Here is a 12971-nt window from a genome sequence, read left to right as displayed (position 1 = left end):
TTTTTTTATCATTTAGGCAAAGTACTATTTATAAATTAAATTTAATCAGCGTCTCTTTAGCCAGACACCAGATTCAATATGCGGTGTGAAAGGAAACTGATCAAACATGGCGGCCTGTTTAACGCTATGAGTAGCTAATAATGTTTGCAGATTTTCGTGCAAAGTGACCGGATTACAGGATACATAAATAATGTTATCAAATTTCTGTAACAACTTAAGGGTGCCATGATCAATACCGGCTCTCGGAGGGTCCACAAAAACCGTACTGAACTGATAATCAGCCAGATTAATCTGCTCACTGGCCAATCGCCGGAAAGTTCGGATACCTGTAAATGCTTCTGTAAATTCTTCTGCCGAAAGTCGGGCTAATGCAATATTATTGATATGATTATTATCAATATTCCAATGCGCTGCCTGTACAGAAGTTTTTGATACTTCTGTAGCCAGAACTTTGTGAAATTGGCGGGACAGCGGCAAAGTAAAATTACCATTGCCACAATAAAGCTCCAGTAGATCTCCGCCGTTGATCGATTGAGCAACATCAACAGCCCAACCCAGCATTGACTGACAAACTTCTGCATTCGGCTGAGTAAAACCACCTTCAAACTGTTTATACTCAAAGATTTCATTATGAACTTTTAAGCGTTCAATAACATAATCGCGTTCCAGAACTACCTTCTGCCCACGGCTGCGTCCCAAGATCTGGATGTTCAGTTCAGTGGCGAGCGATTTCGCCAACTTAGCCCAGACATCATCCAATTTTTTATGATAAATCAGAGTAACCAGCGTATCGCCAGCCAGTGTAGTTAAAAATTCGACTTGAAATAAGCGTGTTTTTAACTCTTCTCTGACCTGTATTTTGTCCAGTAAAACAGGCATCAATGAGTTAATATTTTCATGAGCTATGGCAAAATCACGTATTTTACATACATTACCGGAACTGGCTTTTTCTCCTGGGGCAAACATAGCATAACTACAGCTATCTCCTTCATGCCAGATACGAAATTCCGCACGCATCCGGTAATGAGAAGCCGGAGAAGTGAAAATCTGTATTGGCGGAAAAGCACAGTCTGCAAATAGTTGCTCCAGATAGTGCTGTTTATCAGATAATTGTTGCTGGTAAGTAATGCCGGTCATATAGTTATCAGCCAAAGCAAAAAGGGCTTATTATATCAAACCCCGTTCTGTTCCCGTACATCGCGCAGAATTTGCCGGCCATAATCATCTGCAGCAATCATATCCGCAATTTTTTTTGCAGTATCTTCAGCACTTTGCAACTGATTCTTATCCTTTAAGCCAATAAAATTTTGTACCAGGGGAAATTTATCAGCATCGGCAGAACGGATATTTTGCTGCATATTGGTATCAACAACGCCGGGAGCAATACTGGCAATACGCACATGCGGATGTTGTTCATCCGCTACTACTGCTGCATGCTGATCCAGTGCCGCCTTAGTAGCCCCATATACGCTCCAGCCTGCTACCGGATGCCGCCCGGCACCACTACTGATATGCGCAATGCGAATTTCAGCTTTCGGAGCAGCGGCAATCACCGCATTAGTTAATAGTAATGGTGCAGTAATATTTACGGTTACCGCTTTAATAATTGCATCACAATCCTGCTGGCCTGTTATTGAATTCGGCTCTACCATACCAGCGTTGTTTATCAGAATAATTTCATTTTTATTTTCAAGACCACTCTGCCAGCTGGCTGACCGGATTAATGTCGCTATGGCATCAGCATCAGAAAAATCAATTGAATATTCCAGTAATTTTTCCGGCGGATTATCCCAGCCATGCCGTGATAGACCGACAACTTTAACTTCTTTGGTCAGGTAATATTCTGTGAGAGCCCGTCCTAACCCCCGGCTATGACCAGTAATAATTACACAACATTGCATATTAAATTCCCTTTTTTAAAAATTATCTGAGTTTTTAGCCAGATAGTAATCATACACTTTACTTATGCAGTAAAAAATCAGATTTTAATTTGTTTAAATATAAACTTGATTTACGGAGAAATTGACATTTTTAAGTTAAGTATTATCATGCGATGTAAATTTTATGCCTGTTATTTAAAGGAAACTTTTATGTCGTTAAACATTATTCGTCATGATTGGTCACTACCAGAGGTTATCAAATTATTTCAACTGCCATTTAATGATCTGATATTTAAAGCACAAACAATACACCGACAATTTTTTGACGCTAATAAAGTGCAAGTTTCAACCTTATTATCTATAAAAACCGGTGCTTGTCCGGAAGACTGTAAATATTGCCCCCAGTCAGTTCATTACGATACCGGTCTGGAAAAAGAAAAATTACTTGAAGTTCAAAAGGTAATTGAAAAAGCCAAGGCTGCAAAAGCAATCGGTTCAACACGCTTCTGTATGGGTGCTGCCTGGAAGCATCCTACTGCCAGAGATATGCCGTATGTTCTGGAGATGGTAAAAGGTGTTAAAGCACTGGGCATGGAAACCTGTATGACTCTGGGCAAATTGTCACAGGATCAGGCTCATGCTTTATCTGAGGCCGGATTAGATTTCTATAATCATAATTTAGATACTTCACCCGAATTTTACGGAAACATCATTACCACCCGTACCTATGCGGAGCGTTTGCAAACATTGGCTTATGTCCGAGAAGCAGGCATTAAAATTTGCTCAGGCGGAATTCTTGGAATGGGTGAATCTTTAAAAGACAGAGCCAGTTTATTAATTCAACTGGCTAATTTAGATGAACATCCGGAAAGTGTTCCCATCAATAATCTGGTCAAGGTTAAAGGTACACCTTTAGCGAATGAACAGGATATTGAACCGTTTGATTTCATCAGAATGCTTGCAGTGGCCCGTATTATGATGCCTAAATCACATGTACGATTATCCGCAGGGCGTGAACAAATGAATGAGCAAATGCAGGCACTGGCTTTTTTAGCAGGAGCAAACTCTATATTTTATGGAGATAAATTGCTTACCACATCTAATCCTCAAGTTGAAAAAGATAATGCTTTATTTATTAAATTGGGTATCAGTCCCGAACAATGTGAGGATTATAGTGATGAGATACACCGGGCAGCTATTGTACAGGCAATTTCCGAGCAAACACAAAATAACATGTCTGGTAATATTAACGAAGCTTAGTAACTTAGTGTTGTTTAAGCTCATTTGAACAGTAGAGTGAATTGATAAATCTATACTGCAACATATAAAATTCCTTGAATCAACCTTTAGTGTGCATACAAACAAAAAGCAAGAGTTACTGTCAAAACTTGCATTTCTTGAAAACCTGAAGAGCGGTAGCCTAATCTGCCCTACTGGTGAGCGGAAATTGATGGTCACAATACTAAGGTTCTTTCAGGTGGTACAGCGAATGTATTAAGTATAGTGATTCAGATAGAACTGATTAAAACGTTTTTGCTTACATGTGTTTTATGTTATTAGGTGAAATTTTCACAGCCTGTGATATAGAACGGCAAATGCTAGCCTTAGACTTTATTATTCCTACAGGTTTTTATCAGATAATTATCGTAACGCATGAAGACACGACTTAAGCTATTGCTAATACCCTGATTACATTGTAACTATTAAACTAAGGTAATAAGCTTCGGTTTTTATTTCCTAATTAATACGATAAAATCAAATTTTTAATTAATTTTCCCAAGAACAAGTGAGAATGACTAACAAAAACAAAACTAAAGACAACACAATATTAGCTATGAGAGCTCAACGGACTCTTAAAGACTTAGGTGTAAATCTACTTATCCCGCAAGACTCTAAACAATGGAAGTCGTTTATCTGTAATCTTCGAGTTAATCTTCTGGGTTTATCTGCTGAAGAATTCTGGGAGATTTTAGGATTATCCAGAAGTTCTGGTGTCAAATATGAAAGTTCAGATAGATCTTACAGCAGACAACCTAATCGGAAACTTATGCTTCTTATAGCGGAATCCTTTAATCTGAGCTGGGAGCCACTCAACCAAGTATTTGATAATCCTATTGATTCAAAATCTTCCACAAAAATGTTAGAAATGCTGAAAAAAAATAATGTCAGCATGCATGAACTTGAGATTCTTTTAAAATGTCTGAGTGATTTACGGAAATTACATTCTAAAATGGAAATTAAAAATTAACCTTTATTAAGATTTCTGCATAAATAAGGATGGAGTAAGTCATAACCATGAGTTACACGAACTTGGATAAACTCGGGTAGTTTTAAAATCACTTTTTCTGTGTCAGTTTTAATTTTAGTATCCTTTGTTGGTTGCTGATTATTTAGTTCTTGGTGATTAGTTTCTGATTCCTCCGCATTATCTAAGGTTTCAGGTTGTTTTACTATATTAGTCTCCTCTACGCCATCAATCTGTTCAACATATTCAGTCAGACCTTACATTTTTTAGGTGATCTTGCCATTAAATTCCCCAGCAGGCTGCCGAAGCAGCCTGTTAAATTAGTTTAGAGTAGTTACTTTAAATGCCTGATCATCATGACGATATACAACTTGTCTCTCGTAAAAATGCAGTGATTTACCATTTAGCATAACCATCTCTTCAACCGCATCAAAATTAGCCCAAGAATTTTTAAGTCGTGCAATAGCATACCGTGAATCAATCCCTACTAAAGTACCAGGCGGAACAACACCTTCATTAAGAATAAATATTTGAGGTTCAAAAATATTCTTATTGATAGGTTTAGTTGCGTAAGCCATTTGTTCTAAACTTATATTAGGACAACCTTTACGCTCGATAATTCTGAAGTAATCATCTTCATTACACAGAACATAATCTACCTGATAGATTCCCCTATCATTCCATAACCACTTCATATAAGCTTTATGGGTTAACACACCATTACCAGCTTCGCTATCATATTTATTGATAGGAACAACAGGTAATGGTTTGATATCCATATCTCTATCACCATTAATCAAAGAATTTAGCTGTTGGCGCACTAAATTAGAAGCTAGTGACTTACGAAGACTTCTTAGGTGAATTGTTATAGCATTAATGGAGCATGCTTTTAAAGCCTCATCTGAGGCTTTTAAGCCATAAGAAAAAGTTGGAATTGTGTGTGATTTCCGAGAAATCGTTAATCGCCCTACATAAGAGATTGCTGACTGACCAATAGCAGAAGCTTGTCGTTTATCTGCATTTGACAAATCAAAAATTGGTATTGCAAAAGTGTCACTTGAAATAGATTCGTCTATTGCAATCAACTTTTCAAACATACTAAGCGTATCAGTACGGTCTTCGGCAGGATTTTCTTCTACTATTGACAAAATCGCAGCAGGTGCTAAAATTGCACAAGCTGTTTTTGCGTCCTGAGTTATTGATGCTTGAAATGTTCCGTCTAAAACATCTCCAAGTGCCATACCTCGAAAACCTCTTCCCTTTGCATTAATAGGGATATTTAAGGATGCCATAACTTGTGAAAAAACGCTGCCATTAGCATAATTTTTATCAGCTTTCTGACCATACTCTTGCTGTAAATATGCAGGGACAGAAAGGTTACTGTCTGCTGCTAACTTATAAAGATCTATTGAAATAGGTATTTCAGAAGGTCTACCACCTGATTCAATAAATGATGCTTTACCTATTAATCCGGCCATAAGTTCCTTTCGTTAATAAATTGCATTCAATTAAATGCACATTTGGGTTACGAGTATCTAAAGTGATAACTCTCCATTTAAAGTTAATAGTGCCCCCTTTCTTCACTACGGTCGTTTATACAGATTTAACAGGTGATTAAGATTTTCATTGGTTGTACTAGGCGGAATTTGAGCCCCACATATAATATTATCCCCAAACTCAAATTCTACCCTGTCATAAACATACGAACTAATGAGGTATGGTGAACACAAACTCCATACGACAAGCTGTCTAAAGTGCCGGATGCTATAGAATTAACTAAATCTTCAATTTCATCACCCTCTTCACACAGCACAATTGTGCTAGAACTCGTACGCTTAATTGCTTTGTTTCATTCATTAGTTTGATTCAAACCCTAACTTTATGTACCTTGTAAAGTTTTGCTCTGAACACCTTTTAATGAGTTTCAAATATGGCTGAATAATAGCATCATTTTATCCATTTGTACAATTTTTTTGTACAAATTTGAACTTATAGCTGAAACTTAAGGTGGTTACTTTAGCGTTAATTTTAGAGTATTTTAGTATTTTTATGATTTATAATGATTGATACCTTTACTTATGAGCACGCCGTTAACAACGCCTCCGCTGGCACCTAAAACCATAGCTATTCTTAAACAACTTAATATACATTGCTTAGAAGATTTACATCTTCGCGGAGCGATAACAGCATTTTTACAATTTAAAAGTATCAGTACAGGCTGTACAGACAGTCTTTTGTGGCAATTTATTGCTCTAGTAGAAGATCGCTCAGTTCAGTCGATTACATCTAAAGAGAAAGATTACTGGCGCAAGCAGCTTAAACTGCATCCGCCAGTAGCTGTCTTTCCGTCTGAAAAAGTTATGCAACAATGGATGTATCAGGCTCTGGATGCAGCGCATCAGGCTTCTATACTGAATGAAGTGCCGGTTGGTGCTGTTGTTGTCTGTGAAAACACCCTGGTTGGTTATGGCTACAATCGCTGTATCGCTGATTGTAATATTAGTCATCATGCAGAAATTCAGGCATTAACGGCAGCCAGTAAAGCATTGGGAAATTACCGTCTGGAAAATTGTGATGTTTATATTACTCTCGAACCGTGCGCTATGTGTGCAAGCGCATTAATACAAGCACGAATCAGAAGAGTAATTTATGGAGCTAGTGAAACAAAAACCGGGGCAGCCGGCAGTGTGATTAATTTATTTACTAATCAACAGTTAAATAAACACACTGCAATCATTGGTGGTGTTCTGGCTAATGAATCTACCCAATTATTACAGGATTTTTTTCGGCGCAAGCGCAGCCAGGTATAAACCAATGCTGCTGCAATCATAAATTACAGTAAATCGTAGCCAAATTTACCAATCATAATACATAGCAGAATAATAAAAATTTTACGTATTAATTTGCTGCCGCCACGCATTGCTAATCCGGCACCGATGATCCCTCCGCTCAGATTAGCAATAGCCAAGGGAATCGCCCAATGCCAAACGACATACTGATGTGAAATAAAATATATCAGCGCGGCAATATTTGTCATGAGATTAATAACTTTAGAAGATGCTGTTGCGGTAATAAAGTCAAAGGCAAAAAAACGAACAAATATAAAAGCCAGTAAGCTGCCTGTACCGGGACCGAATATACCATCGTATAAACCAATTAAAGCACCCATTAACAGTCCGATAATATACTCACGCCGAGTCAGCTGACTTTGGCGCTGAACCTGACCCAAATCCTTTTTCAAAAAGGTATAAATCGCCATAATGATTAAAATAACCAGAATAGACGGTTTCATCCATGCTGTGGGCAGATATTCCACAACATGAGCACCCAGATATGCAGAAGCAAATGCAAGTAAGGCAGCAGGTAATAGCATTGCCCATGGAACGGGTATACGTCGGGTATATCGCACAGCTGCTACCAAAGTACCACATGCAGAGGCAAATTTATTTACCCCAAAAATAATCAGTGAGAAGGTCTTCTCAGGTAGTATATTAAAAAGCCCGGGGATTTGTAACAACCCGCCACCACCGACAGCTGCATCCATTAAACCGGCACTGAATCCGATAATTAATAACCACCAGATATGAGAATCACTTAACCATTCCACGATATATCCCTACTAGCGCATGGCACGTGTGGTAATACGTTTAATTAACTCTTGCTGATTACGGGGTAACCCGTCTTCGCAGAAAGTCTGATACAGCACCGAACGCACTTTATCCAGTTGATTCAGGCTGGTACCGATTACTTTCCATTGACTATTGCGCGGCTGTATCCAGCGTTTATTCACATCGTCACCATATCCGAACACCTTCATGCGCCGTGTCGGGCAATGAATAGCTTCAGCAGTAAGGTTATTAATCCCCTGATCTGATTGCTGGTTCAGAATATAATGGATAGTACGGTCTGTATTGATTTGAATACTGTTCAGCATTAATTTTGGCTGGCCCTGATATGTCTGGCTGATATAAACATCAGCCCATTGCTCATTACCAGCCGGATACGCAGGCATAGGTACAGCCTGCTCTTCCCAAGGCTGATTTTCATCAGGCCCAATATAATGCTCGTTATATAAAGTTTCCCTGCGTGCCAGTGCACAAGCACAAACACCAAGAAGTAATACAGTCAATACGGTTTTGGTAACTTTCATACCATGCTCCGAAACCGGATATACAATCCGGCTTTATTCTGAAATACTGTTTATCATTTGTCATACAACAAAAAGCTGTCTGTAATCTTATGAGAACAGACAGCCGAATTCTGCCATCAAAGTTTTAAGGCGGCCAGAACCTGAGTTTTTACTGCTTCTACCGGTTGAGTTCCGTCTACACGGATATAGTCCGGTGCATTGGCATCATTCTGTTTACCATAGAAATCAATCAGTACTTCTGTTTGCTCGTGATACACCTGTAAACGTTTTTTGATGGTTTCTTCCTGATCATCATCACGCTGAATCAGTGGTTCACCAGTTTCATCATCAATATTGTTGACTCTTGGCGGATTGTAAACCAGATGATAAGTTCTGCCTGAAGCAAGATGGACACGGCGACCGGACAGACGTTCAATAATGACATCATCGGGTACGGCAATCTCTACTACAGCATCCAGATGCACACCCGCTTTTTCCATTGCTTCAGCCTGAGCCAGTGTACGCGGGAAACCATCAAATAAGAAACCATTAGCACAATCCGGCTGGGCAATACGCTCTTTTACCAGACCTATAATAATATCGTCACGAACCAGCCCGCCCGCATCCATAATTTTTTTGGCTTCAATGCCCAAAGGTGTGCCGGCTTTTACTGCTGCACGCAGCATGTCTCCGGTAGAAATTTGCGGTATGTTAAACGCAGCAGTAATAAACTGTGCCTGTGTACCTTTTCCGGCACCCGGTGCACCTAATAATAAAACTTTCATTTCAGCTCCTGAATATATCTGTGATTTGATTTAATATTATTACTAATATTTATTTTTTTACTTCTGTCCAGTTCGTGCGTACACGCTCCAGATCGGCAGCTGTATCTACACCCGCAGCCGGAGCATGCGGTGTAATTTGTACCGCAATATTGTAACCATGCCACAGTACGCGCAGCTGCTCAAGTGATTCAGCCTGTTCTAATGGTGATGGAGTCAAATCTGCATATTGCTGCAAAAACTGTACCCGATAACCATAAATGCCTATATGACGATATACCGGAATATCTGCCGGCATGACCTCAGCGCCGCTGCGCATTAATTCACGCGGCCATGGAATAGCCGCACGGCTAAAGTACAAGGCATTATTTTTGTTGTTTAATACAACTTTAACACAATTGGCATCTGTAAAATCTGTGTAATCAGTTAATAGATGTGCTGCTGTGGCCATTGGTGCTGAACTTTGCTGTAATTGTTCAGCTACAGCATTAATCAGCTCAGGTTCAATCAAAGGTTCATCACCCTGGACATTTACAACACAGTCTTCTCCAGCGAGATTCAGAATGCCGGCTGCTTCCGCCAGACGCGTTGTACCGCTCTCATGCTCCGGAGCTGTTAAAACAGCTTCAATTCCATGAGCCTGACACGCAGTCTGAATATCAGCATGATCTGTTGCCACAACTACTTTCCCGGCTTTGCTGGCAAGTGCACGCTCAGCTACCCTTACTACCATCGGTTTACCATGTATATCGGCTAAAGCCTTATTGGGTAAACGACTGGAGGATAGTCGTGCCGGAATCAGAACAACAAAGTTACTCATGTGTCGCCGTACATTCTTCATCAGTTAAATTACGAGCTTCATTTACCAGCATATAGGGAATACCATCTTTTACCGGATAAGCCAGCCGTGATGTTTTACACCATAGTTCCTGCTGCTGTGCATGCCATTGCAGTTTTCCTTTACACTCGGGGCATACCAGTATATCCAGATATTTTTGATCCATTTTTAATCCTTAGTTTCGCAAAAGTGGCAAGCGAAGTTTATGGTTGTTGATTTAGCAGGTTTCCTGAATGCAGTAATACCAGTTAATAATTTATAAATATCGTCTTTGAATGACTTTACCATATATTAAAATGGCAATATAGAGGCTGCTTAATACAGAACCTGAAATCGTAGTCAGTTTGTATTGTCTACCAACGATATACTGACAATTTATTGAAATTTTACCAGCAGCCGGAGTCCATGGCATCTTTTTCATTGCAGAAATGTATTTATTTTATTTAGAACGGTGTAAGTCTAATTTTAACTGAATCAATTCAGCTAAATCCGGGCAGATTTGTGCTGAAAGTGGTAAGACCCAAATATTATATTGCAAAGGTTTTTTCAATTTGACTGCATCTTTTTCTGTAATAAATATTATTTCTGCATCAGGCCAGTCTTCGGGTTGAATAGTTGCGTGATCATTCAGCGCAATGGTTTCTTTCAGATGAATACCCAGCATCTGTAATGCCTGAAAAAAACGTTGCGGTTGTCCGATGGCTGCGATTGCCGCGCATTTTTTTTCTGAAAACTCATGGGCTTTTGCAGTCTGTTGCGGCTGATTTAAACAATAGAAATCGCCATAGTTCAATTGACTAAAACCACACCATTGTGTTTTTATTAAATTTAGTTGCTGTGCCTGCTGAACAGAATTTGTATTACCCTGACTGAATACTACTGCATCTGCTCTCTGTAAACGCTCAACGGGTTCGCGCAATGGGCCATTAGGTAATATATCCAGTTTTTTTCCGATATCTGCGGCCGGAAATACAATAACTTCCATATCCCGGCAAAGTGCATAATGTTGTAAACCATCATCACTTAATAAAAGCTGCAAATCCGGATATGCATTTAACAATGCTCTGCCGGCAGCTTCACGAGTAGAAGCAACTGCAACCGGTGCCTGAGTTTGCTGATACAGCATTAATGGTTCATCTCCGGCTTCTGTCGCGGTAGATTGGGCATTCAGAATAACCGTTTCTTTACTTAAACGTCCATAACCACGGCTAATGATACCTACCCTTATCTGCCGCTGCTGTAAGGTCTGTACCAGCGCAGCGACTAAAGGTGTTTTACCAACACCGCCAACATGAATGTTACCGATTACCACTACCGGACAAGGCAGTTTTTTAGTCGGCAAAATGCCCGATTTGTACAGCCAGCGCCGTAACAAAGCAATACTTTGAAATAATCGTGCAAGCGGCCACAGTAACAATACCAGCGCTATACGCGAATGCTGCCAGTGCTTTTGTATTAAACCGGCTAACCAGCCCATAACTCTGCCTATTAATTACAAAGCTGCACTATACCACGCTGTATATGCAGAACTGAACTATGATAAAAAAACGCCGTATAATATCTACAGAATAAAACCGCTCTGAATATGGTATCCATTATGTCTGATTTCTTTGCTCCGGCTGCTTTAAGTGTATCTGAACTCAATGCTTATGCCCGTCAATTGCTTGAAGACAATCTGATTGATTTATGGGTTGGCGGTGAAGTTTCTAATCTTACCCGTGCAGCCAGCGGTCATTTCTATTTTTCTTTAAAAGATGCCCGTGCACAAGTCAGATGTGTACTGTTTAAAGGTGTGGTACAGCAGCTGAGCCAGCCCTTACAGGAAGGTGATCATATAGAAGTAGCCGGAAAAATCAGTATTTACGAAGCACGGGGTGAATTTCAGATTACCATTAATGCAGTGCGCCACAAAGGGTTGGGACAATTATATGAAGCTTATGAGCGGCTGAAACAGCAGTTAACTGCCGAAGGTTTATTTTCAAAGGAACGCAAACGTCCGCTACCTGTTCATCCTAAAGTGGTCGGTGTAGTGACCAGTCTGGCCGCAGCAGCTTTACGCGATGTTGTGACAACCCTGCGCCGGCGCCATAGCGGTATCAGTGTGATTGTTTACCCGACAGCCGTACAGGGTGCAGGGAGTGAACGTCAGATTGCTGCTGCTATTATCAGTGCCAATCAGCAGGCACTGGCTGATGTACTGATAATTTGCCGTGGAGGCGGCAGCATTGAGGATTTGTGGTCTTATAATGAAGAAATCGTCGTACGAACGGTAGCCGACAGCGCAATTCCCACTGTAAGCGGTGTTGGTCATGAAACTGACTTTACCCTGACCGATTTTGCCGCAGATGTTCGCGCCCCGACACCGACAGCAGCTGCCGAACTGGTCAGCCCTGATATGGCGCAATTAAGACATAGTGTTACTCAATGGCAAAAGCGTATACATCAATTACTGGAACAACGTTATTATGATGCTTCACAAAAACTAGACTGGCTTGCTCGTCAGTTAAAGCACCCGCAGCAAAACTGGCAGCAACAGCAGCAGCAACTAAGGGATTTAGCACGTCTGTTACAAATTGATATGCAGCGTCAGATCAGGCAGCATCGGCAAAATCTGATACAGCAACAACGCAGTCTGGAAAATACACGACCGCAAACTATTCATGCACTACAGGCACTTGAATATCGGAAACAACAATTACATCAAATCTGGAAAAATATTTTTATGCGCGCACAACAACGGCTGCAACAGCAGACATCTGTGTTACAGGCAGTCTCTCCTCTACAGATTCTCGCCAGAGGTTATAGCGTGGTCACTAATCAGCGCGGGCAGGTAATACGTGATGCCAACAAATTAAAAACCGGCCAGTATCTTAATATTCGCTTTGCTTGCGGTGAACGAAGCGTACAGGTTGCTCCGCCGAAAATTCAGTCTGATTTATTTGATAATTAAGATATATATTTTCAAATGTATTTCTATTCTATTGCGTAAATTGCTATCACTAAGAATTCGGTGATTAATTGTTTGTTGATTTAAATTCAGATTTTTAATCTAAAAATAAATTATTCTTTGAAATGTTATGTTAAATAAATTTTTGAC

The 12971-nt window shown here is 40.0% G+C and carries 13 protein-coding genes; 4 read left to right on the top strand and 9 right to left on the bottom strand.

The annotated features are described in order from the left end of the window. Positions 1 to 45: 45 nt before the first annotated feature. Both trmA and H3U73_RS03895 read right to left on the bottom strand, forming a co-directional pair. Positions 46 to 1137 (bottom strand): tRNA (uridine(54)-C5)-methyltransferase TrmA, encoded by a 1092-nt coding sequence (gene trmA, locus H3U73_RS03900; RefSeq protein ID WP_084551933.1) that lies wholly within the window; start codon positions 1135 to 1137, stop codon positions 46 to 48. Between the two features lie 35 nt (positions 1138 to 1172). Next, a complete protein-coding gene (locus H3U73_RS03895; protein ID WP_084551934.1) occupies positions 1173 to 1901 on the bottom strand; it encodes an SDR family NAD(P)-dependent oxidoreductase in 729 nt (242 codons plus the stop codon). 189 nt (positions 1902 to 2090) lie between these two features. Between H3U73_RS03895 and bioB the strand changes: the two genes are divergently transcribed. Next, complete coding sequence (gene bioB / locus H3U73_RS03890) at positions 2091 to 3140, top strand: biotin synthase BioB (protein ID WP_084551935.1); 1050 nt, start codon at positions 2091 to 2093, stop codon at positions 3138 to 3140. Positions 3141 to 3672: 532 nt separating this feature from the next. Beyond that, positions 3673 to 4128, top strand: a complete 456-nt coding sequence (locus H3U73_RS03885; protein ID WP_084551936.1) for a hypothetical protein — start codon at positions 3673 to 3675, stop codon at positions 4126 to 4128. 317 nt (positions 4129 to 4445) lie between these two features. On the opposite strand, the gene H3U73_RS03880 is transcribed toward H3U73_RS03885, so the two are convergent. Next, complete coding sequence (locus H3U73_RS03880) at positions 4446 to 5603, bottom strand: hypothetical protein (RefSeq protein WP_084551937.1); 1158 nt, start codon at positions 5601 to 5603, stop codon at positions 4446 to 4448. A gap of 600 nt (positions 5604 to 6203) precedes the next feature. Between H3U73_RS03880 and tadA the strand changes: the two genes are divergently transcribed. Beyond that, complete coding sequence (gene tadA, locus H3U73_RS03875; RefSeq protein WP_084551938.1) at positions 6204 to 6935, top strand: tRNA adenosine(34) deaminase TadA; 732 nt, start codon at positions 6204 to 6206, stop codon at positions 6933 to 6935. A gap of 23 nt (positions 6936 to 6958) precedes the next feature. On the opposite strand, the gene H3U73_RS03870 is transcribed toward tadA, so the two are convergent. The 6 genes from H3U73_RS03870 to lpxK form a co-directional block, all read right to left on the bottom strand. Continuing rightward, positions 6959 to 7735 (bottom strand): TSUP family transporter, encoded by a 777-nt coding sequence (locus H3U73_RS03870; RefSeq protein ID WP_084551939.1) that lies wholly within the window; start codon positions 7733 to 7735, stop codon positions 6959 to 6961. A 9-nt stretch (positions 7736 to 7744) separates the two neighbouring features. Continuing rightward, positions 7745 to 8275 carry a CNP1-like family protein gene (locus tag H3U73_RS03865; RefSeq protein WP_084551940.1) on the bottom strand — a complete coding sequence of 177 codons (531 nt, stop codon included), beginning with the start codon at positions 8273 to 8275 and terminating at the stop codon, positions 7745 to 7747. Between the two features lie 116 nt (positions 8276 to 8391). Next, on the bottom strand, positions 8392 to 9039 hold the full coding sequence (gene adk / locus H3U73_RS03860) for an adenylate kinase (RefSeq protein WP_037394928.1): 648 nt from the start codon (positions 9037 to 9039) through the stop codon (positions 8392 to 8394). A 49-nt stretch (positions 9040 to 9088) separates the two neighbouring features. Then, positions 9089 to 9856 carry a 3-deoxy-manno-octulosonate cytidylyltransferase gene (kdsB, locus tag H3U73_RS03855; protein ID WP_084551941.1) on the bottom strand — a complete coding sequence of 256 codons (768 nt, stop codon included), beginning with the start codon at positions 9854 to 9856 and terminating at the stop codon, positions 9089 to 9091. Further along, positions 9849 to 10040: a Trm112 family protein gene (locus H3U73_RS03850; protein ID WP_084551942.1), complete on the bottom strand. Its 192-nt coding sequence runs from the start codon at positions 10038 to 10040 to the stop codon at positions 9849 to 9851. The genes kdsB and H3U73_RS03850 overlap by 8 nt, the downstream gene beginning before the upstream one ends. Before the next feature lie 273 nt (positions 10041 to 10313). After that, positions 10314 to 11351 (bottom strand): tetraacyldisaccharide 4'-kinase, encoded by a 1038-nt coding sequence (gene lpxK, locus H3U73_RS03845; RefSeq protein ID WP_198190094.1) that lies wholly within the window; start codon positions 11349 to 11351, stop codon positions 10314 to 10316. Between the two features lie 120 nt (positions 11352 to 11471). On the opposite strand from lpxK, the gene xseA reads away from it, so the two are divergent. Then, positions 11472 to 12824, top strand: a complete 1353-nt coding sequence (xseA, locus tag H3U73_RS03840; protein ID WP_084551944.1) for an exodeoxyribonuclease VII large subunit — start codon at positions 11472 to 11474, stop codon at positions 12822 to 12824. Positions 12825 to 12971 lie beyond the last annotated feature (147 nt).

It is taken from the genome of Snodgrassella sp. W8124, assembly GCF_016100875.1.
In the GTDB taxonomy this organism is placed as follows: Bacteria; Pseudomonadota; Gammaproteobacteria; order Burkholderiales; family Neisseriaceae; genus Snodgrassella; species Snodgrassella alvi.
The sequence above is the reverse complement of the archived record's forward strand: the minus strand, read 5'-3'. Positions and strand labels throughout refer to the sequence as shown.

Coding starts and splice junctions, on each gene's coding strand:
- trmA (WP_084551933.1), bottom strand. CDS start 1,137: ATGACCGGCATTACTTACCAGCAACAATTATCTGATAAACAGCACTAT.
- H3U73_RS03895 (WP_084551934.1), bottom strand. CDS start 1,901: ATGCAATGTTGTGTAATTATTACTGGTCATAGCCGGGGGTTAGGACGG.
- bioB (WP_084551935.1), top strand. CDS start 2,091: ATGTCGTTAAACATTATTCGTCATGATTGGTCACTACCAGAGGTTATC.
- H3U73_RS03885 (WP_084551936.1), top strand. CDS start 3,673: ATGACTAACAAAAACAAAACTAAAGACAACACAATATTAGCTATGAGA.
- H3U73_RS03880 (WP_084551937.1), bottom strand. CDS start 5,603: ATGGCCGGATTAATAGGTAAAGCATCATTTATTGAATCAGGTGGTAGA.
- tadA (WP_084551938.1), top strand. CDS start 6,204: ATGAGCACGCCGTTAACAACGCCTCCGCTGGCACCTAAAACCATAGCT.
- H3U73_RS03865 (WP_084551940.1), bottom strand. CDS start 8,275: ATGAAAGTTACCAAAACCGTATTGACTGTATTACTTCTTGGTGTTTGT.
- adk (WP_037394928.1), bottom strand. CDS start 9,039: ATGAAAGTTTTATTATTAGGTGCACCGGGTGCCGGAAAAGGTACACAG.
- kdsB (WP_084551941.1), bottom strand. CDS start 9,856: ATGAGTAACTTTGTTGTTCTGATTCCGGCACGACTATCCTCCAGTCGT.
- H3U73_RS03850 (WP_084551942.1), bottom strand. CDS start 10,040: ATGGATCAAAAATATCTGGATATACTGGTATGCCCCGAGTGTAAAGGA.
- lpxK (WP_198190094.1), bottom strand. CDS start 11,351: ATGGGCTGGTTAGCCGGTTTAATACAAAAGCACTGGCAGCATTCGCGT.
- xseA (WP_084551944.1), top strand. CDS start 11,472: ATGTCTGATTTCTTTGCTCCGGCTGCTTTAAGTGTATCTGAACTCAAT.